Source organism: Nocardia sp. CC213A (assembly GCF_030766805.1).
Classification (GTDB): domain Bacteria; phylum Actinomycetota; class Actinomycetes; order Mycobacteriales; family Mycobacteriaceae; genus Nocardia; species Nocardia otitidiscaviarum.
This window is the reverse complement of the sequence record NZ_JASFXA010000021.1, coordinates 12,881-33,487: the sequence shown is the minus strand read 5'-3', so window position 1 is coordinate 33,487 and position 20,607 is coordinate 12,881. Positions and strand designations below refer to the sequence as shown.

Genomic DNA, 20,607 nt, shown 5'->3' with positions numbered 1-20,607 from the left:
AGCCGGGACGCAAACCCCCAGCGAGCCAACCCCATCGGGCGGCAGGAACCTCACGAGCCAGCCCCGACCCGGCACCTCCGGCAGGCTACGACTGGTGATCATCCAGCACGCCCGAACCGGTGCATCCATATAAGCCGGAACCTCATAGCAAACGCAATATTGCGCTCGACTACAGACGCGACGGTCCGAAGCCAGTAACAGCTGGCGAGCTGGTAGCCACGGCTCACGGATCAACTTGCTCGATCAGCGGAAGATGGCGACTCGTCTCAGCCACCGAGCGACCCCCGCATCCATGGGGCTTGACCAGCGCGGGGGGTAGGCGTCGGGGAGTAGGTCTACGAGCATCGTTCGAAGCTCATGCCGACCGTGGTGCAGTACTGGCATCAAGGTGTGCGGTGTTCCGGGCGGGAATGGCGCATCCGCGATGAGATCATCGACGGTGAAATCGGTATCGAGCCATCGGATGAGGTCACGCAGATCCGCGGCGGGGCCGCTGTCACCGGTCCGGAGGTCGGTCAGCTCGATCTCCTGCAGCCCGGTTTCGTAGATGGTGTCGTCACGACGGTCGCCGCGTACAGCGTGTAGGCCGGAACGGCGCACCAGGCATGGAAAGCAGTGACCGCAGTGATAACTCGGCCGCTTCGGACTCGTGGGGTGACCGCAACTGACCGTCTGTTCCAGCGTCGACCAACTGAGCCCGGCGTCGAGGGCGAGTGCGCAGACCTGCCCCTTGGTCTTGTGGAGCAGGGGGTTGTCGACGGTGACACCGCCCCCGAGCCGGGTGATGAGTTGGTTGATCGCGTACAGCGTCCAGGGGTGTACTGATCTCGTCGAACAGGCCGACCGCCGACCGGGCGTCAGCGCCGGATTGCAGGCCAGCTGTCCGTTCTCGGGCACCATCACGTTCTGCGCACCATTGATCGCCGCCAGGCAGACGGCGGTGGCGATGTACAAGAACCCACGTGAACGATTGGAGTGGTCCAATGCCCCACCGTGGGGGCTCAGTCGCGTCGGTTCCATACGAACCGTCTCCGGGGGCGCCAGCCGCTTGATGTCCTCGAAAACCCTGCGTTGACACCGACCCACGGTAGCGTCGTAGGCGACGAACAAAGCCCGCTCACTGGTGTCCAGCTGTCCTGCGCGCTGCGCTGCGTAGGCCGTTGAATCCAGACCACCGGAAAACAACGCGACGTGCGTGTACTCCGGCTGGACTGGCAATTGCCCCTGCGAACCGACCCCGCCGTGCACTCGGACGTCCCAACGATCTCCCGTAAGCACCTGCAACAGATCGTTCAGGAGAGTGCAGTGTGGTCCCCATCGGTCCGGCTGAAAGACTTGGATGGACATGACGATTGTGCGGGTCCAGTTGTCGGCGGTGCGGTCACGGGGTGAACGCCGATCTGCCAGGTAGACCGCTCGCGCGACCCGCCAGAGGTCCTGCGCCCACATCTGGTCATCGACGAGGGGTGCCGTCAGCATTCTCGCGTGCTCGGGCCGGTCACGAAAGCCGGAGTCGGACAACCGCTCCCAGCCGGTGTCGATACCCCGAGCATGGTCGGAGACGGAGTCGTCGATCGTGTAGCGGTACTGGAATACGGGATCACTCATCAGAGTTCTCCGTCCCCTGGTTCGGTAGGCCGAGCATCCGCCGTACCGTCTCCTCTACGAGGTCGCGGGCCAGCTCGGCGACGGGCATGCCGTCGCCTCGCTGATGCTGCTCCTGGCACGGATCGAGCGCATCCACAATCTGTTCCGCGCCCCATTCCGCGATCATTCCTCCAGGGTCGATGAGATACAGCCCCGGTAGCCAGATAGCGATCTTCGCGGCGACGACCGACGTGATGACCTCGATCAGCAGCCTTTCGAAGAAGACCGTGTAGATCAAACAGAACACGTCACTACCCAGTCGGACACTGCCCCCGGAGGCGTCGTACTCGACGGCTCGAGAGAACCGTGGATCCGTCTCCAGGATCATTCGACCGCAGTAGGCGGCGGCCTGCCGCGCCGCACTTGCTGCCGGTGTCGCGGCGACGCCGACCACGCGCTCGACAAACCCCTGCACGAATACCGCCGCCCGGACATCAGGCGCGTCGGTCGGAGACAACTCGACAACCTCCGGGCCGACCGTGCACAACGCCTCGAGCACGTCGACGAGGTTCTTGCCGGCAACCACCATCGTCGTACGAATCCCGAAGGCGTCCGGTTCGTCACGAACGGCCTGCTTCAGCGCATTAATACTCTGCGACACAGCTCGCTTCGTCTGGTCGGCCGCGACGCGTTCTCCGGCATCTACGACCTCAGTGGGCCGGGTGTCGGCGTGCCCATTTCCGGACGCTCGGGCTGCGATACGCCCCAATTGCATCAGCCGCCGGTTCGGTGCCAGCCACACGCCACCTCTCGGTCCCGGCCATCGTGTCGAGGTCCCCACCACGCCTCCTACATTCACCCGCAGGGCCTCGGGAACGGCGCCCTGGCTGTGCACCTGAACGTCGATTGTATCGAGCCAGACAAGTCGAATGTGATGGAATCGACTGCGCCACAGTATGTTCCATGGCATTGCAACCTTCAGCAACCGTCGGATGGTCTATCGAATGCGCCGTAGCAGCTGTTCGCATCCTCACCGAAGCCCAACTCCGCCACCGCGATCCAAGAGCAGATGACCGGACGCTCTCGATTCAGCAGGATTGGGCGTGAAATTCCTATAGACCAGCGGTTTTCCTCGGTTGGGTGAGCTCCACCATTCGCGTATTCACGCGACAGGGACGTCGCCTCGCCGCGCCTATACGGCAGACCACCGCGGCGCGGCGGTGTACGCCGTTCACTGCCAAGCGCGCAACAGATCCTCAGGCCCCCAGCAGGTAGCGACCGGCAGGTCACCGTCGACTCCGGACCGCGAGACCGCCACCAGCGGCGTATCGAACTGGGTCCCTGGAATCGCGAGCACACTGCGGACGAGGGCGTCGTAGTCGTGGCGGTCGAACGGCCGGTCCTCGAGCCATTTGATCGAGCCGACGAAATGCACTGCGCCCGCGACGGGTTCGCGGTCGGCACCGATCAGGTCGATCTCCGGATTGTTCTGCCGGTTCCACCAGCCACCCACCGCCTCGGTCCCCCGGCCGCGTTCGATGAGCGGAATTCCGCGTTCCAGGAAGGCCAACCAGAACCGCAGGTAAGAATCGGCGATGCGGTAACGCTTGTTCTTGCTGTCCGGCTTGGTCGACAACGGTAGATCCGCAGCCACGATGCGCTTGGCCTGCAATGTACTCAGCAACGGTGTCAGCGTGCCCGCTGCGGCTCATGCCCGGACGCCACGACTGGACGATTTCCGGGAACTCACCCGTAATCAACAGCGCATCCATCGCCTCGGCCGCCGACAGCTCGGTCATGGCCTGCACATCGGCCAACTGCAGCGGTGCCACCGTCATTTTCGTCGCTCGCCCGAAGAACGGGCGACCGTGTGACTGCAAGGCCTCCATAACCGAAACGTCACTGCCCACCAGCACCAGCAGCACCGGTTTGGCCGACAGATGCCGATCCCACACCGTCTGCAGCGCCCCTTCGAACTCGGAGTCCTGCCCCACCAGCCATGGCACCTCGTCGATCACCATGATGCTCGCGGCATCGTCCGGCAGCGCGATGGCCAGCGTCCGTAGCGGCGAATGAGCCAACGTCGCGACGAAGTCCTCCCGCTCCGCGACAGGGTTACGCCCCCGCGTCGCTCTAGAAGACACCTCCAGCAAGAAGAATCAACACATCCTACTTAGATTCAATCTAAGTAAGAATTGATCTATGTAATCCATCCCACACTGCTGCCACCGTCACGGCAACCCTCCGCGGGTACGGCGCCGATGCGTGGGACTCATTCCGGGAGTGCGAACGGCACCTTCGAGGCACCACCGCATCATGCGTGACACCGACGGGCCGAGCAGCGGGCGGTGGGGACGGTGCACCCGCCAACCTACTGATCCGGCAGGATCTCGACGTACCCCTCCGACCCGTGCACGCGGATGCGCTGCCCGTCTCGGATGCGCTCGGTAGCGTTTTCCACGCCGACGACGGCGGGGAGGCCGTATTCGCGGGCTATGACGGCGCCGTGGGTCATCAGGCCGCCTACCTCGGTGACGAGGCCGGAGATGGTTACGAACAGTGGGGTCCAGCTGGGGTCGGTGTAGGCGGTGATCAGGATGTCACCGGGGGCGAGGTCGGCTTCGGCTATGTCGGAGATGACTCGGGCGCGGCCTTCGACGGTGCCGGCGGATACGGGCGTGCCGGGCAGGGCGGTCGGGGGGAGGTCGGCGCGGCGGTAGGCGCCGGTGATCATTTCGCCGTCCGAGGTGAGCACCCGGGGTGGGGTGAGGGTTTGGTGGGTGCGGAAGGCTTGTTCGCGGTCGCGGAGGAGGGTGTGGTCGGCGCGTTGGGTGCGCACCACTTCGCGGAGTTCGTCGAAGCGCAGGTAGAAGATGTCCTCGGGGGCGGTGAGCACTCCGGTTCGGACGAGGTGTGCGGCCTCGCGCAGGAGGGCCTGCTTGTAGACGAAGTAGCGGCTGACCATCGCGTACTTCGGGTACTCGCGGTAGCCCGTGAAGGTGCGGAGGCGGTCGATCATCGCTTGGGTCTCAACGGCTTTCGACTCTCCGCCCGGCAGTGCGCGCAGCCGCTCCAGGAGGTCGCGAGTGTGCTGTTCGGCGGCGCGCAGGCCGTCCGCGAAACGCTGCTCGGCCGCGCCCGGCGCGAAGTTGGCGATATCGGCGAGGAGGGTCGGGACGAGGGCGGCGGGGTGTTCGCTCCAGCGCGGGCGGGTGATGTCGATTTCGCCGACGCAGCGCATGCCGTAACGGTCGAGGAAGGCGTCGAGCGCGGCGCGGGCCGCGTCGCCGCCCGGACGCTGCGACAACTCGTCCAGGAAACGCTGGCCGTCGACACCGGTATCGGCGACCTGCCGCAGGTAGTCCACCACGTCCGGGTGCGGCCGGATGGCGTCGGCGACATCCAGTAGAGCCAGGCCCATTTCGGCGGTGACATTGCCAGGCACCGACTGTGTGAGTACGTCGGCGGCGTTCGTCTCCCCCAGCCAGGTCCGCAACCGGTCGTTGAGCCAGCCCGCCGCATCCATGCCGGCCATGATCGCCTGTCGGCTGCGGGGGTTGAACAGGATCCGCCGGAGTTCGCCTTGGATATCGGCGGCGATGAAATCCAGTAGGGCGGTGCCGGTTTCGGCCTCGATGTCATTCTTCAGCGCCGCGAGGGACTGCTCGCTGGCGGCGATCAGTTCGGCGACCAGTTCCGGGTCGGCGTCGATCGGCGTGGCGGCCTCGGCCGCCGGGGCGGCGGGGGTCGCGTCCGGGACCGTGGGAATGAATTCGCGGTCGACGATGGTGCGCAGCGCGTCGCCGGAGAGCGGATCGGATTGGCTGAAACCGTCCACCAGCGCCTGCCGCGCGGTCGGCGACGACAGGGCGCGGGTGACGTCGACGAACAGGCGACCACCCGCGTGCCGCATGGGCGCGGGGCTCGTCAACTGCCACACCGACAATCCCAGCGGCGTCATCGCATCGGTCATCATCTGCTGGTGACCGACCGACAGGTAGACGTGGTTGTCGTCGTCGGCGGCCTCGGGGACCGGGAACAGGGTGGTGATCGGACGACTCTGGACGATGCGGAAATCCGGGTCGTCCAAACACCATTCGATGTCCTGGGGGCAGCCGAAATGCGCCTCGATGACGCGGCCCAGCCGTGCCAGCCGCAGGATCTGCGCGTCGGTCAGCACCTGCCGGTGCTGTCGCTCCGGCTCGATCTCCCGGATCTGCGTGCCGCCCGCCGGGTTCGCTTCGACAGTCAGCTTCTTGGTGGCGACGCTCCGATCGGTGATCGCGTCGTCGCGAACCCGGTAGACGTCGGCGTTCACCAAGCCGGACACCAGCGCCTCGCCGAGGCCGAACCCGGCGTCGATGGAGACGACCTTCCGGTCCGAGGTGACCGGGTCGGCGGTGACCATGACGCCCGCGGCCCGCGGGAACACCATCCGCTGAACGACCACCGCCATATCGATCGCCCGGTGGCCGAAGCCGTTGCGCTGCCGGTAGGTGACCGCCCGTTCGGTGAACAGGGAGGCCCAGCACCGGCCGATGTGTTCGAGAATCGCCCGCACGCCGGTGACATTCAGATAGCTGTCCTGCTGACCGGCGAACGACGCGATCGGCAGGTCCTCGGCGGTCGCGCTGGACCGCACGGCACAGGCGGTATCCGCGCCCAGCCGGGCGTACGCGGCGGCGACCGCCGTCGCGATATCGCCCGGAATGACGAATTCTTCGATCGCACGACGTATTTCGGCACTGAGCGCAGCGATGCGGGTGCGATCGTCCGGAGCCAGGGCCGTCAGTTCGTCGAGCTGAACCTCGAGGGCGGGCAGCTCGGCCAGCACCCGACGGAACGCCTCCGTGGTGACACAGAAGCCGTCCGGCACCCGAACACCGTCGATCCTCGCCAACTCCCCGAGGTTCGCACCCTTCCCGCCCACACCCGCGATCCGGCTCCGGTCGATGTCCGCGAAGTCCAGCACATAGGCCATTCGGCTTGCTCCTCACCTGGGGTTTCGGCATGTAGCGAGCGATTATGGACCAGATCTCGATTCGTCATGAGCGACGCCGATCGGCTATACAGTAGAAGGGGGATGGCGACGACCTCCGCCGCAGCACAGCGGTTCTCGACGGGTAGTCACTCGGACGCGCCCGTGACCACCCATCATTTCAGCGAACTCGGTTCATCGCCGTACCGGTTCCTCCGCCCAGCACTCGACGCCATCGGCGGCCGCCGCCGGGCCATGTACGTATACCGGGTCACGTCCGGCGTGGCGCTGCCGCTGGTAGTCGTCCAGCAGTCGGAAGGCTACGGCCCCCAGCGGGATGATAGCGGCCAGGTTGACCGCGGCCATGACACCCATGAAGACGTCGGCGAGGTTCCACACCAGGCTCACCGAGCCCAGCGCGCCGCCGAAGACGGCCAGCAGCACCAGGATTCGGTATCCCTGGAGGACCGACCGACTGGTGGTCAGGAATTCGATGTTCGCTTCGCCGTAGTAGTAGTTGCCGATCAGTGAGCTGAACGCGAGCAGTGCGACGATGAGGGTCAGCGCGTGTCCTGCCCAGGAGCCCAGCGATTGCTCGAGCGCGCTCTGGGTGAGGTCCGCACCGCGCCGCTCGGACAGATCCGGGTTGGTGGTGAGAATGATGAAGGCGGTGACCGAGCAGATCAGCAGGGTATCGAAGAAGACACCCAGAGATTGCACCAGTCCCTGCTTCACCGGATGGCTCACCTGGGCGGACGCGCCGGCGTTCGGCGCCGACCCCAGCCCCGCCTCATTGGAGAACATGCCGCGTCGGACGCCGTGCTGAATGGCCGCGCCCACCGCGCCACCCGCGACCTCGCGAATACCGAAGGCACCGCCGACGATATCGGCGAGGACCCGAGGCACATCACCGATATTGAGCACCACGACGACGATTCCCAGCAGGATGTATCCGATCGCCATGACCGGCACCAGCACCTCGGTGACGCGGGCGATACGGCGCACGCCGCCGAAAATGATCAATCCGAGCAGCAGGGCAAGTACGAACCCGACCAGTACGGAGAACGCGGAACCGTCGGCCGCGAGCGACCGTCGACCGGTGGCGACAATGGCATTCGACTGCACGGCATTGAAGACGAAACCGAAGGTGAGGGTGATGACCACCGCGAACAGCGCACCCATCCAGCGCCGCCGCAGCCCCCGCTCCATGTAGTAGGCGGGACCGCCGCGAAAGGTGCCGGGCTCCCGGTCCCGCACCTTGTACAATTGCGCCAGCGTCGATTCGACGAAGGCCGATGCCGAACCGACGATCGCCATCGTCCACATCCAGAACACCGCGCCGGGGCCGCCGAGCGTGATGGCCGTGGCCACGCCCGCGATATTTCCGGTCCCGACCCGGGCCGCCGCGGAGATGGTGAAGGCCCCGAAGGCCGACACCGGGCGGGTGCCGTCCGGGCCCGGCTCCGCGCGCTCGGTGATCGCCCGGAACATCTCCGGCAATAGGCGTAGCTGCAGGAGCCTGCCGCGCCAGCTGAAGTACAGGCCGGCGCCCACCACCACCGGAATCAGTAGCCAGGTCCAGAGGCCGCTGTTGATGTCGACGATCAGCGAATCGAGTGCTTCCACCGATGCAGGCTAACCGCCGGCGAACCCGACGACGCGCATCCGCCCCGGCCAGCCATGTGATGCCCGGCGGGACCCTGGGATGCCCCCGAATCGAGATATAGCTAACACTAGCCTAACCTAAATTAGGTGAGGCTATGCTTCTCGCAAAACGAAGCGGTGCACGTCGAGCGGACCCTTTCCATACACGGCGACTCCGAGTGGTGACAGCGTGCCGCTATGGAGACCGCCGCGCAGGCCGCTCGACCTCGCACCGTTGTTAGCTTACCCTAACTTAATTAGGGTACGCTAACCCAGCGAAAGTGGATCTGCGAGAGGCGTTCTCATGGTGGTTGCTCGTCCCGAGGCGAGTTCGGGTGTCGATGGTCGAGCCGAGGCTTCTCGGTCCGATATGCCCAGCTCAGCGGCACCGAGCTATGAGCTGACGTCGCGGCGGATCGAGATCGAACGCGATACCGAGACCGCGCACCGGTGGCTCAACCATCCCAAGTCCGCGTACTGGGGGATGGTGAACAGCAGCCTGGCCGATGTGGAGCGGCTGATCCGGGAGGCCGAGGCGGATCCCGACCCCCGATTCGGCATGCGGATGGGGTATTTCGAGGGCGAGCCGCAGTTCCTCTTCGAGCTCTACAACCCGGTGACCAGCGATCTCGCCAAGCCGGGCACGGGGTATGCGCACGAGCCCGGCGATATCGGCATGCATCTGCTCGTTTCCAGCAGTGAGCGGCGATTGGCCGGATTCACCGGGAACGTGATGCTGCACATCATGCGCACGGCGTTCTTCGACTGTGGCGCCGAGCGGGTCGTGGTCGAGCCGGACCACCGCAATCTGGATGTGCAGCGCCTCAATGCCGCCGTCGGGTTCCGCGTCGTGGGCGACTTCCCGGTCGCCGACAAGATCGCACGACTGAGCTATTGCACGCGCGCCGATTTCCTGCGAGCGACCGACAGCGGGCGCTCCCTGGCGACCGATCAGCTCGAGAACCCCTGAGAAAGTAGCGTTTTGAACAGCACCGTGGCCTCCGCCCGCCGATCCGCGTACTGGCAGACGTACGAAACCCGGATCGCGAAGAAAATCCTCGCCGAGTTCTGTCACGAGCGTTTCGTGCATCCGGTCGAATTGTCCCCCGGCGTCTTCGTGGTCCACTCCGACGACGGGCGGACCGAGTATTTCTTCCGCGCCGAACTCCTGTCGCTGGACAGCTGGAGTATCGACGAGAACTCGCTGCGCCGCGTGCGGGCGGGTGAGGAACTGCGCATCGACGCGATCCAACTCGTCATCGACCTCAGCGGTTCGCTCGGCATTCCCGCCGAGGCACTGCCGGAATATCTGGAGGAGTTCACCAATACGCTGCTGATCAGTACGAATCGTGCCGACGCTCGGCGTATTCCGGTGGCGGAGCTGGCCCGCGCCGACTTCCAGACCATCGAGCGCACCATGACCGAGGGGCATCCCTGCATCGTGGCCAATGCCGGTCGGCTCGGATTCAGCGCCGCCGATGTCGAGCGCTACGCCCCGGAATCCGGGCAGCGGTTCCCGCTGACCTGGGTGGCCGTGCGCCGGGAGAACTGTGAGTTCGCGGCGGTGGCCGGGGTCGACTACGCCGCTCTGGTCCGCGACGAGCTGGGCGCGGAGACCCTCGCGCGCTTCGACGGCGTCCTCACCGAGCGGGGACTCGACTCCGCCGCCTACTACTACATGCCGGTGCACCCGTGGCAGTGGGTCGAGAAGGTCGCGCGCGTCTACGCCATCGATATCGCCGAAGGGCGCATCGTGGAACTGGGCGAGGGACCGGATCTGTATCAGCCGCAGCAGTCCATCCGGACGCTGTTCAACACCACGCATCCCACCCGGCATTACGTCAAACTCGCGCTCTCCATTGTCAATATGGGATTCACGCGCGGGATGTCGGCGGACTACATGCGCAATACCCCGCTGATCAACGACTGGGTGCGCGCGCTGGTCACCGATGACGAGTACCTGAAATCGCTGGATTTCGAGATGCTCTACGAAGTCGCGGCCATCGGCTACCGCAGCCCGAACTACACGGCCATCACCCAGCCCGGCTCGGAGTACCGCAAACTGCTGTCGGCACTGTGGCGGGAGAGCCCGATTCCGCTGGTGCGCGACGGTGAGCAGCTGGCCACCATGGCCGCGCTGCTGCACGTCGACCACGACGGGAATCCGTTCGTGGCGACCGTGGTTCGCGAGTCGGGCATTCCGGTACGGGACTGGCTGCACCGCTATCTGCGGTCCTACCTGCACCCGATCGTCTACCTGCTCTACAAGTACGAGCTCAAGTTCTCGCCGCACGGGGAGAATCTGATCCTGGTGCTCGACAACGGCATTCCGGTGCGGGCCGTGCTCAAGGACATCGGTGAGGAGGTGTCCATCTTCGGCGAACCGGACGACCTGCCCGAATCCTGCCAGCGGGCGCGGGCGGAGGCGACCGACGACATCCGCAATATGGGTGTGCTCTCGGATGTGTTCGACGATTTCCTGCGCCATCTCGCCGCCGTATTCCATGCCAGCGGGCTGCTGCCGGATCGGGACTTCTGGGCCGTCGTCGCCGAGAGCGTGACCCAATTCCAGGAACTGCACCCGGATCTGGCCGACCGGTTCCGCGCCTGGGACCTGTTCGCGCCGACCTTCAAGGCGATCCATATGAACCGGCTGCAGCTGACCAACAACCGCCGGATGGTCAACCTCGGAGATTCCTATTCGACCCTCGTCGACGATCGGCACGAACTCGTGAATCCGATAGCCGCATTCCGGCCGTCCGCGACTCGGGAACACACGACTCGGGAACACAAGGAGGTGGCGGTTTCGTGACCACCGAGCCCACGAACAACCCGGATGTGGAAATCATCCGGGACGCCTGGGGCATTCCGCATATCACCGCGACCTCTGCCGCGGGCGCGCTCTTCGGTCAGGGCCACGCCTGCGGGACCGATCGCGCCTGGCAGCTGGAATTCCTGCGACTGCGCGCCGAGGGCCGCACCGCTGAGGTCTTCGGCAGCGACAGCGTGGGCTGGGACGAATTCGCCCGGCGCGCCCGCCTCGACGCGGCGGCCCGGCGCGTTTTCGAGGCGTCCTCTCCGCGCACCCGGGAACTGGTCGCGGCCTTCGCCGCCGGTGTCAACAGCACCCTGGACGCGGCCGACGCCATCGAGTTGACCGAGTTCGACCACACCCCCGCGCCGTGGCGGCCGTGGACACCCATCTCGGTGTTCATCGTCCACAATGTGCTGTTCGGCCGGTTCCTCACCAAGCTCTGGCGACTGCACGCGTGCCGCGCACTGGGTGTGGACGCGCTGGCGCTGTTCGACTGCGAGGGTGTCGATGACACCACCGATCGCGTACCCGCGACGCCGGACGGCGCCTTCGTCGCCGAACTGCTGCGATGGCTTCCGGACGCTGCCACCGCCGGTCCGGCTCCGGAAGCCTCGTTCGGCGACGCCATCTCGGGCAGCAATGCCTGGGGCGTGGCCGCGGCCCGCACCGCCACCGGCGCACCGCTCATCGCGGGCGATCCGCACCGGTTCCTGGAACTGCCCGGCATCTACCAGCAGTTCCATCTGGCGGCACCGGAATTCGACGTGGTGGGCTTCTCCTTCGCGGGCGTGCCCGGGGTGCCGCACTTCAGCCACTCCGGCTCAGTGGCCTGGGGCATCACCAATGCCATGGGCGACTATCAGGATCTCTACGTCGAGAAGCTGACCCGCTCGGGCACCGCCGTGTACGCCGAATCCATCGACGGCACCACGCTCGCCGAGACGCACACCGAGCAGATCCGAGTGCGCGGCGGCGAGCCGGTGCGGGTCGAGATCATCGTCACCGACAACGGGCCGGTCATCTTCGGCGGTCCGGACGAGGCGTTCGCGCTGAGCCTGCGCACCCCCATGCTGAGCGATCCGGAGACCACTTTCGACGCCGCCATGGATCTGCTGTTCGCCACGTCGGTGCCCGAGGTCGAACAGGCGCTGCGGCAATGGTCGGAGCCGGTCAACCGGATCGTCATCGCCGACACCGGCGGCAACCTGACCCACCACGTGGTGGGCAGCATGCCCGAACGCGCGGACGAGAACTACTGGCTGCCGGTGCCGGGCTGGGACGAGCGCTACCGGTGGCGCGGTTACACCGGCGCGTCCGTGTGGGACGAGACCTTCGACGCCCGGGTCGCCGACTACTCGGTCATCGCCAATCAGCGCATTGCGAAATCGGTTCCGCTGCAACCGATCACCACCGAATGCGCGGCACCTTTCCGCGCCGACCGCATCGACGCGCTGCTCGCGGCGACCACGGCCGTGTCGGCGGCGGACTGCGAACACATCCACCGAGATGTCACCGTCGACGCCTCGGATGTGATCCAGCGGCTGCTGCGCACGCTCACCGGGCTGAGCCCGCGCGCCGAGCAGGTGCGCCGCCGACTGCTCGACTGGGACCGCACCATGCACGCCGACAGCACGGACGCGTACGTCTACGCCGAGGTGCGCGCCCACCTGGTGCGCGCCCTCACCGGTGACGCCGCACTGGCCGGGCTGGGCGCACCCCATCCCTTCGGCCGCACCTTCGATCCGTGGTTCGTGGTGGGTACCCGCATCGCGGCGGCGCTGGATGCCGTGGTGGACCGGGCGACGCCGCTCGGGGTGGAGGTGGACCGGCTGGTCCGGGAATCCGTCGAAGCGGTCGCGGCCCGGCTCGAGGCGGCCGAGGAGATTCCGACCTGGGGCAGCGTGCATGTGTTCGCGCCCATCCACGGTTTCGATCTGGTCGGCGCGAGCCTGCGGTATCCCGAACTGTCGGCACGGATTCGGCCGAGTCGGCTGCCGCTGGGCGGGGATGCCGAATGCGTCTTCGCCAATGCCAGCGCCGTCGGCTTCTCGCACGCGTGCAGCGTCGGTTCCGCCGCGCGCTACGTGTGGGATCTCGCCGACCGCGACGCGGGCCGGTGGATCGTGCCGCTGGGGGTGAGCGGGGACAAGCGGTCACCGCACTTCGAGGACCAAGCGCCCCTGTGGGCGCGCGGCGAGCTGGTCGACATTGTCAGCGACTGGGCCGTGCTGCGCGAAACCGCAAGCCAGCGTGCCGAATTCAGCCGTGACCCGGGATCGGGCGGTTTCCGGCCCACCCGGGCGACGCGCCCGCATTCCGCCGATCCGACGCTGGGAGAAGTATGACGACCCTGACCGACGCGCGATTGGAACTGCTGCGCCGACGCCTGGCCGCCGCGGGCGTGGCCGCCGACCGCTCCCCCGCCCCGGAAGCGACGCCCGCCCCCGAGCTGCCGGACGGCGCGCTGCGCACCGCCGAGCGGCGCATGTGGAAGATCTACGAACTCGATCCGAATTCGGTGTCGCACAACATCGGACTGATCCTGGACTTCGAGGGCGGCTACACCCTCGACGGCGTGATCGCCTCGTTCGAGACCATGGTGCGCAATGGCGGAGTGCTCGGCTCGGTGGTCGCCACCGAAGACGGCGTCCCGCGCCGCGTACCGGCCCGGGTCGACGGGCGCTGGGTCGAACCGGGCGCGGTCTGGGAGTGGGGCACCGTCCCCGAGCGGGCCGGCACCCGGCGCGAGGGCAACGGCGCGACCGAAACCCGCCGGGGCGATGCCGCTGCGGGAACCGATCAAGCGAACGAGGAGTCCGCGCCCGCTCAGCGGGAGGTGCAGACTCTCGCTGCCCCCGGTCACGGCGCATCGGAGCGACGACGAGACGAAATCGCCGCCGTGGCAGAGGTTCTCACGCGCACCCCGTTCGACCTGACCGTAGAGCCACCGTTGCGCGCACGGATCTACGCCGGTGCGGGCGAACGCGTGACGCTGGTGTTGGTCGTGCATCACCTGGCGGTGGACGACACCTCGTGGCCGCTGCTGCTGGGCACGCTGACCACCGGTGCGTGGCCCGCCGAGACGGACCGCCCGAACCGCTCGAACGCGCCGGTGACCACCGACGAGGTGGAGCGCGCGCTGCGCCACGCGCAGGACACCTGGGCCGCCGAGGGGATTCGCTTCCCGCTGTCCGGAGAGCTGCCCGCGATCAGCGCGGCCGAGAGCTGGCTGTCGCCCATGGACGAGAGTCCGGGCGCGCGGTTCGAGCGGCCGCTCGAACGGGCCGCCGTCGCGGCGCTCGAGGGGGTCGCCCGCGAGGTCGGATCGACGTCGAACGCGCTGCTCATCGCGATCTGCGCGGTCACCGTGTATGCCCTCACCGATGCCGCGGACCACGTCCTGCTGGTCCCCGCCGACAACCGGCGGCAGGGCGAGAGCCCGGACACCGTCGGCTACAGCGGCAATATCGTCCCGATGCGCTTCGCCTTCGCGCCGGACGCCACCGTGCGCGCGGCGCTGCGTGACGCCGTATCGGTGGTCTACCGGTCCATGGAATTCACCGGCGTCGACTACGGCACCGTGCTCACCGCGCTGCGCGCGGCGGGTGGGCGATTCCCGGTGGCCGAGATCATGGCCTCGGTACGCAATGCCCCGCTGCGCGGCATCCCGATCCCCGACGGTCGGCGGGTCGACTGCGCGTCGGTCTTCCACGGGGTCGGCAACTATCCGCTGACACTCGCGTTCGAACTGGGTGCCGATGACGGCGTCCACCTGGAGGTGGATCACCAACCGGAGGCGGTCGACGCCGCCCGCGCACATCGGGCGGCGGCCATGGCCACGGCGCTGGTCGCCCGCATCCCCGGAGCCTTGGACCGCCCGCTGGCCGAACTGGTCGGCGCGGTACGCGAATCCGAGACCGGATAGCCGGGCGCCGAGCCCAACCGCCGCCGAATGCGACCGCGGCACCAGACATTTCGAATCATCCCCCCGCCCAGACGTAACGAGGTCTACCTGTGTCACCTGAATTCGAGTCCCCCTGGGGGAGAGCGTCCAAGTTCGCCTCACCCGGCGACGGCTGGACCGCTGTCGGCGGCGGTCTGGCACAACTCGCCGCCGCGGTCGAGCAGAGCCACCACCGCTCGCCGCTGCCCTCCGGACAACCGGCCGAGATGCTGGACGCCGTCGCGGCATCGCTGGGGGCGGAACAGGTTCCGGACGACGGTGTGGGCGAGGCCGCCGCACTCGCGCAGCTGGCCGACGTGATCGCCCGCTACGGACTGGATCTCACCCACAAGCTGTGCGCAGCGCATCTGCAGCCGCCGCCGCTGACCGTGGCCGTGGTGGCCGACGCGCTGGCCAGCGCCACCAATGCCTCCCTGGACACCTACGACTCCGGCCCGGCCACCCTGGGCATCGAGCAGTGGACCATCAGCGCACTGGCGAAGCTGGCCGGATTCGGCGAGAACGCGGGCGGCGTCTTCGGTCCGGGCGGGTCGTACTCGAATCTGCTGGCTCTGCTCATCGCCCGCGACTACGGAGCCGCCCGGCAGGGCATCGACATTCGCCACAATGGCGTGAGCGCACTGCCCCGACCGGTGGTGCTGTGCTCCCAGGTGGCGCACTTCTCCATTCACCGCGCCTGTGCCGCACTGGGTTTGGGTGAGGCGGCGACCATCCCGATCCCGGTCGACGCCGACCACCGGATGATTCCGGAGGCCCTGGAGGCGACGCTGGCCGAACTGCGCGAGAGCCATACGCCGGTCGCCGTCGTGGCCACCGCGGGCACCACCGACTTCGGCTCCATCGATCCGCTGCCCGAGATCGCCGATATCGCCGCGCGCCACGGGGTGTGGATGCACGTCGACGCCGCCTACGGTTTCGGTTCGCTGTTCTCCGACAAGCTGGCTCCGCTGCTGCGCGGTATCGAGCGCGCCGATTCGGTGACCCTGGACCTGCACAAGGTCGGCTGGCAGCCCGCCGCCGCGAGTGTGCTGCTGCTCGCCGATCAGCGCCGGTTCGCCTCGCTGAACCGCTCGGTGGCGTACCTCAACCCCGACGACGACGTGGAGGCCGGATACGGCGGCCTGCTCGGCCAGACGTTGCAGACCACCCGGCGTCCCGATGTGCTCAAGGTGGCGGCGACCTTCCTCGCCTACGGCCGCAGCGGCCTGGGCCGGATGCTCGACGCCTGCCACGACCTGGCCCGCTACGCCGAAGCCCGCATCACCGCCGAACCGCTGCTGGAACTGGTCGCGCCGGTGACCCTGACCACGGTCGTATTCCGTTACCGCTGTGAGGATCTGGACCTGGACCAGGTGAACGGCGAACTGCGCCGCCGCCTGATCAGCTCCGGCACGGCACTCATCGGCCGCACCCAGGTGCGCGTCGGCGGCGAGGGCGAGCCCCGCACCTGCGTGAAGCTCACCCTGCTGAACCCGGAGACCAGCGCGCGCGACATCGACGACCTGTTCGACGAATTGCTGCGGGTGGGATTGGAAGTGGAGTCCGAGGGCTTGCGCAGCGGACACGACGAAATGGTGAAGGTCCATGAGTGAAATCGAGTCGGTCGACATCCTCGCCATCGGCGCGGGTCCGTTCAATATCGGCCTGGCGGCCATGGCCTCCACGGTCGACGATGTCGAGGTCCTGGTGGTGGACTCCGTCGAGGAGTTCCACTGGCACCCCGGCATGATGTTCGAGGAGGCCAAACTCCAGGTCAGCTTCCTGTCGGATCTGGTCTCGCTGGTCGACCCGACCCACCCCATGTCGTTCCTGGCCTACCTGGCCGATGTCGACCGCCTGTACCCGTTCCTGGTGCGCGAGGACTTCTTCCCCACCCGTCGCGAGTACGAGGCGTACCTGCTGTGGGCGGTGCGGCGGCTGTCGTCGCTGCGGTTCTCCACCACCGTCGACGCGGTGCGCTGGGACGACGAACACGACCGCTTCGAGGTGTCGGTGACCACCGGTGGCACCGCCTCCACCATTCACGCCGGTCATATCGTGGTCGGCGTGGGCACCGAGCCCGCCATCCCGGCGGCGCTCGCCACCACCTCGCCGAAGCTCATCCACAGCGCCGACTACCTGCACCACCGCGAGGACGCGCACGCCGCGGGCGCGGTGACGGTGATCGGCTCCGGCCAGTCCGGCGCGGAGATCGTGGTCGACCTCCTCGAGGCCAACCTCGACGGCGGCCCGGCGGTGCAGTGGTGGACGCGCACGCCGTGGTTCGCGCCGCTGGACTTCACCAAGCTGTCGCTGGAGATGACCACGCCCGCGTATATGGAGTACTTCCACGGGCTGCCCGAGGACACCCGCGACCGCGTGCGCGCCGGACACTGGCAGTTCCACAAGGGCATCTCCACCGACACCCTGGACCGGCTGCACGATCTGCTCTACCGCCGCGAACTCAAGGAGAAGCCGCAACCGGTGCGGCTGCGCAACGGTGTCGCGGTGGAGGGCATCGACACCCTCGACGACGGGCGGCTGCGCATTCGCGGACGCCACCGTGACACCGGAGCACTGCTGGCTCACACCGCCGATCTGGTCGTCGCGGCCACCGGCTACCAGCCCCGCGCGCAAACGTTTCTGGACCCGATCACGGACCGGCTACACCGGGACACCAAGGGCCGCTTGGTGATCGAGGGCAACCACGCGGTGGCCGCCGACACCGCGCTGGCCGGACGGGTGTTCGTCGCCAATGCCGAGGCGCACGCGGTGGGCGTGTCCGCGCCGAACCTGGACATCGGCGCGATGCGCAATGCCAAGATCCTCAACTCGGTCCTCGGCCGCGAGGTCTACCGCTTGCAGCGCAATACGGCGTTCACCAGCTTCGGTGTCGGTGACGAGGAAGTCCTCGACTGACACCGTTTCGGCACTGTTCACCAATTCTCTTCTGTTTCAAGGAGTTCGACATGTCCGACCACATCAGCGACGCGCTGAACAGCATTCTCGAAGAAGACCTCGATCTGTCCCTGGCCGATGTCACCCGGTCGTCGCTGCTGATCGAGGATCTCGGCGTCGACTCGGTGGCCTTCGCCATCGGCGTGGTCGCCATCGAGGAGCGGCTCGGCGTGAAGCTGACCGAGCGAGAGATGTCGCAGGCCGCGTCGGTGGGCGATCTGGAAGACCTCATCCGCTCCAAGGTCGGTTCGTGACCGTGACGACCGCACCGGAGACCTACGAGGAACTGCTCGACCGCGTCTTCGACGACCAGGTGCTCGCCTGGACCGAAGCGGCCGAGCAGGACAAGAAGTTCCCCCGGGTGCTGCTCGAGCATCTCGGCAAGGAGGGCGTCTTCGCCCGCAAGTGGGAAGACCGCAAGCTCACCGACCTCGGCAAGCATTTCGCCCTGGCGCAGCGCCTGGGCGCGCTCAACTCGGCGGGCATCGGTGTCGGTGTGAGCCTGCACGATTCGGCCATCGCCATCCTGCGACGGTTCGGGCGCAACGACTTTCAGCGCGAGCTGGCCAACCGGGCCATCGAGACGCAGGCGGTGCTGTGCATCGCGGCATCGGAGGAATCCGGCGGCTCCGATCTGCAGATCGCCCGCACCATGATCGAGCCCGAGGGCGACGGCTACCGGGTGGTGGGGCACAAGAAGTTCGTCTCGCTCTCGCCCATCGCCGATCAGATCATGGTCGTCTGCCGCAGCGCCGGGGACGGCTCCTCGGCTGACCACGGCAATGTGGCGCTCGCCATCGTGCCCACCGCGCAGGTCGAGATCGCCACCCCCTACGAGAAGCTCGGTGCGGGACCGCTGGACACCGCCGCGGTCACCATCGACACCTGGATTCCGGAGGAGGCGCTGATCGGGCGTCCGGGCACCGGTCTCGCCATGATCAGCTGGGGTCTCGGGCACGAGCGCTTCTCGGTGGCCGGACAGATCGCCGGAGCCTGCGAGGTCATGCTCGGCGTCACGCTGGCCCGCATGATGGACCGCACCCAGTTCGGCAAGCGGCTCTACGACCACCAGGCGCTGCGGCTGCGGCTGGCCGATCTGCAATCGCGGGTCGACATGCTGCGCTACGCCCTGGCCGGGGTCGCGGCCGAAGGGAAGATCAACCTGCGCACCGCCGCCGCGCTCAAGGCCACCGCCGCCAATCTCGGCGAGGAGGTGGCCTCGCAGTGCCTGCACATCTTCGGCGGCATCGGCTACCTCGAGACCGGGCTGCCGATCGGACGCTGGTGGCGGGATATGAAACTGGCCCGTGTCGGCGGCGGCACCGACGAAATCCTGTGGGAGCTGGTGGCCGCGGCCATGAAGCCCGATACCGCGCGATACCGGACGATGTTCGAGAACCAGGTGGAACTGCCATGACCGACGCCAGCGCACCCATCGAACTGGCCCCACCCGACCACACCTACCTGCACCTGGACGGCAAGGGTCGCCCGATGCACTGGGCGATGCTGCTCGAACTCGAAGCAGGCGGAGAACGGCTCACCCTCGACGCCATCCGGGACCGGGTGGCCGAGCGCATCGGCCTGTTCGACATCTTCCGCGTCGGCATCGCCGAAGGCCGGTGGCGCGCACCGCGCGTCGTGCTGACCGACCGGCCGGACCTCACTCGACACCTCACCGGCGGCGACTTCACCGATCAGGCCGACCTGCGGCGGCAGCTGGCCACGCTGATGGAGACGCCGCTGCCCCGCCCCGAGCCGCTGTGGCACATCACGCTGCTGACGCCGCGCGGTGACGGTGCGCAGCGCATCCTGCTGCGGGTGCACCACGCGCTGTCCGACGGCATCGCCGGGGCCGCCTTCGCCGCCCTGCTGGCCGACGGTACCGCCGACGATCTGTCGGAATTCGAGCGTTTCGCCACCAGCCCGCGTTTCCGCACCCCGCCCGTCGAGCCGGAGGTGCTGAAGGAGTCCAAGGCCGCCTTCAACGACCAGTGGGCCGCCGGGCGCACGGGCCGCGGCTGGCCCAAGCTGACCAAGAACGGCCGCCGCGAGGTCGCGACGACCGGCATCTCCACCCAGGAACTGCGCCGCGCCGCCAAGAAACACGATGCGACGGTGCACGAGTTCGTGCTCGCCGCCATCGGCCGCACCCTCAGTACCATCCCGCCCGGCGCCCCGGCGCAGACGCTGCGGGTGACCCTGCCGGTGACCAACGATCCGGAGTTCCGGCACACCGGCAACGCGGTCATCGTCACGCCGCTGAACCTGCTCGGCAACGAACCCGACCTGGGTCGCCAGATCGAGCGCTGCCGCAGCGAATTGGCGACCATCGAGCGGCGTCGGCCGGAACTGACCTCGGCCGCACCCGACGGCGGCCCGGCGCTGCCCTGGCCGGTGCAGCGGGTCATCGCGCACGCGGCCATGGCGCATATGAGTCCCGATATCCACATCGGCATCAATCCGGGCTTCTCCCGGATTCGCGCCGTGCTCGGCCGGCGCATCGCCGAACTGACGCCGCTGTCGCCGCTGGCCGGATACTCGTTCTCGGTGACCTCCCTGATACTGGGCAATCGCACCTCGTTCGGCGTCGTCACCGACCCGGCCGCCCTGCCCGCGGGTTACGCCGCGACCTTCGTAGAGAACTTCGACCGCGTGCTGCGCGAGGCAGCACCGTCGGCATGA

14 protein-coding genes are annotated in these 20,607 nt (G+C 67.6%); 9 read left to right on the top strand and 5 right to left on the bottom strand.

Annotated features, from left to right (window positions below; genetic code table 11):
* Window positions 1-243: 243 nt before the first annotated feature.
* The 5 genes from QJS31_RS30180 to QJS31_RS30160 form a co-directional block, all read right to left on the bottom strand.
* The gene (locus QJS31_RS30180; RefSeq protein WP_306358290.1) at window positions 244-1,479 is read right to left on the bottom strand and encodes a 7-cyano-7-deazaguanine synthase; all 1,236 of its coding nucleotides are present in this window, start codon (window positions 1,477-1,479) and stop codon (window positions 244-246) included.
* Between the two features lie 121 nt (window positions 1,480-1,600).
* Window positions 1,601-2,248, bottom strand: a complete 648-nt coding sequence (locus QJS31_RS30175) for a hypothetical protein (RefSeq protein WP_282776793.1) — start codon at window positions 2,246-2,248, stop codon at window positions 1,601-1,603.
* 570 nt (window positions 2,249-2,818) lie between these two features.
* Entirely contained in the window at window positions 2,819-3,271 is a 453-nt protein-coding gene (locus QJS31_RS30170) for a hypothetical protein (protein ID WP_282776795.1), read from the bottom strand.
* 687 nt (window positions 3,272-3,958) lie between these two features.
* The gene (gene rph / locus QJS31_RS30165) at window positions 3,959-6,568 is read right to left on the bottom strand and encodes a rifamycin-inactivating phosphotransferase (protein ID WP_282776797.1); all 2,610 of its coding nucleotides are present in this window, start codon (window positions 6,566-6,568) and stop codon (window positions 3,959-3,961) included.
* Between the two features lie 192 nt (window positions 6,569-6,760).
* A complete protein-coding gene (locus tag QJS31_RS30160) occupies window positions 6,761-8,191 on the bottom strand; it encodes a sodium:alanine symporter family protein (RefSeq protein WP_282776799.1) in 1,431 nt (476 codons plus the stop codon).
* Between the two features lie 388 nt (window positions 8,192-8,579).
* On the opposite strand from QJS31_RS30160, the gene QJS31_RS30155 reads away from it, so the two are divergent.
* From QJS31_RS30155 to QJS31_RS30115, 9 genes are all read left to right on the top strand, one after another.
* Window positions 8,580-9,179, top strand: a complete 600-nt coding sequence (locus QJS31_RS30155; protein ID WP_282776801.1) for a GNAT family N-acetyltransferase — start codon at window positions 8,580-8,582, stop codon at window positions 9,177-9,179.
* A gap of 12 nt (window positions 9,180-9,191) precedes the next feature.
* Window positions 9,192-11,021, top strand: coding sequence for an IucA/IucC family siderophore biosynthesis protein (locus QJS31_RS30150; protein ID WP_282776803.1), 1,830 nt, complete (start codon window positions 9,192-9,194; stop codon window positions 11,019-11,021).
* Entirely contained in the window at window positions 11,018-13,369 is a 2,352-nt protein-coding gene (locus QJS31_RS30145; protein WP_282776805.1) for a penicillin acylase family protein, read from the top strand. The genes QJS31_RS30150 and QJS31_RS30145 overlap by 4 nt, the downstream gene beginning before the upstream one ends.
* Window positions 13,366-14,949, top strand: coding sequence for a condensation domain-containing protein (locus QJS31_RS30140; protein WP_306358289.1), 1,584 nt, complete (start codon window positions 13,366-13,368; stop codon window positions 14,947-14,949). The genes QJS31_RS30145 and QJS31_RS30140 overlap by 4 nt, the downstream gene beginning before the upstream one ends.
* 89 nt (window positions 14,950-15,038) lie before the next feature.
* Window positions 15,039-16,580, top strand: coding sequence for an aminotransferase class V-fold PLP-dependent enzyme (locus QJS31_RS30135; RefSeq protein WP_306358288.1), 1,542 nt, complete (start codon window positions 15,039-15,041; stop codon window positions 16,578-16,580).
* Window positions 16,573-17,886 (top strand): lysine N(6)-hydroxylase/L-ornithine N(5)-oxygenase family protein, encoded by a 1,314-nt coding sequence (locus QJS31_RS30130; RefSeq protein ID WP_306358287.1) that lies wholly within the window; start codon window positions 16,573-16,575, stop codon window positions 17,884-17,886. Before QJS31_RS30135 ends, QJS31_RS30130 begins: the two co-directional genes overlap by 8 nt.
* Before the next feature lie 50 nt (window positions 17,887-17,936).
* Window positions 17,937-18,179, top strand: a complete 243-nt coding sequence (locus QJS31_RS30125) for an acyl carrier protein (protein ID WP_039810932.1) — start codon at window positions 17,937-17,939, stop codon at window positions 18,177-18,179.
* Entirely contained in the window at window positions 18,176-19,342 is a 1,167-nt protein-coding gene (locus QJS31_RS30120) for an acyl-CoA dehydrogenase family protein (protein ID WP_306358286.1), read from the top strand. The genes QJS31_RS30125 and QJS31_RS30120 overlap by 4 nt, the downstream gene beginning before the upstream one ends.
* Window positions 19,339-20,607 (top strand): wax ester/triacylglycerol synthase domain-containing protein, encoded by a 1,269-nt coding sequence (locus QJS31_RS30115; protein WP_306358285.1) that lies wholly within the window; start codon window positions 19,339-19,341, stop codon window positions 20,605-20,607. The genes QJS31_RS30120 and QJS31_RS30115 overlap by 4 nt, the downstream gene beginning before the upstream one ends.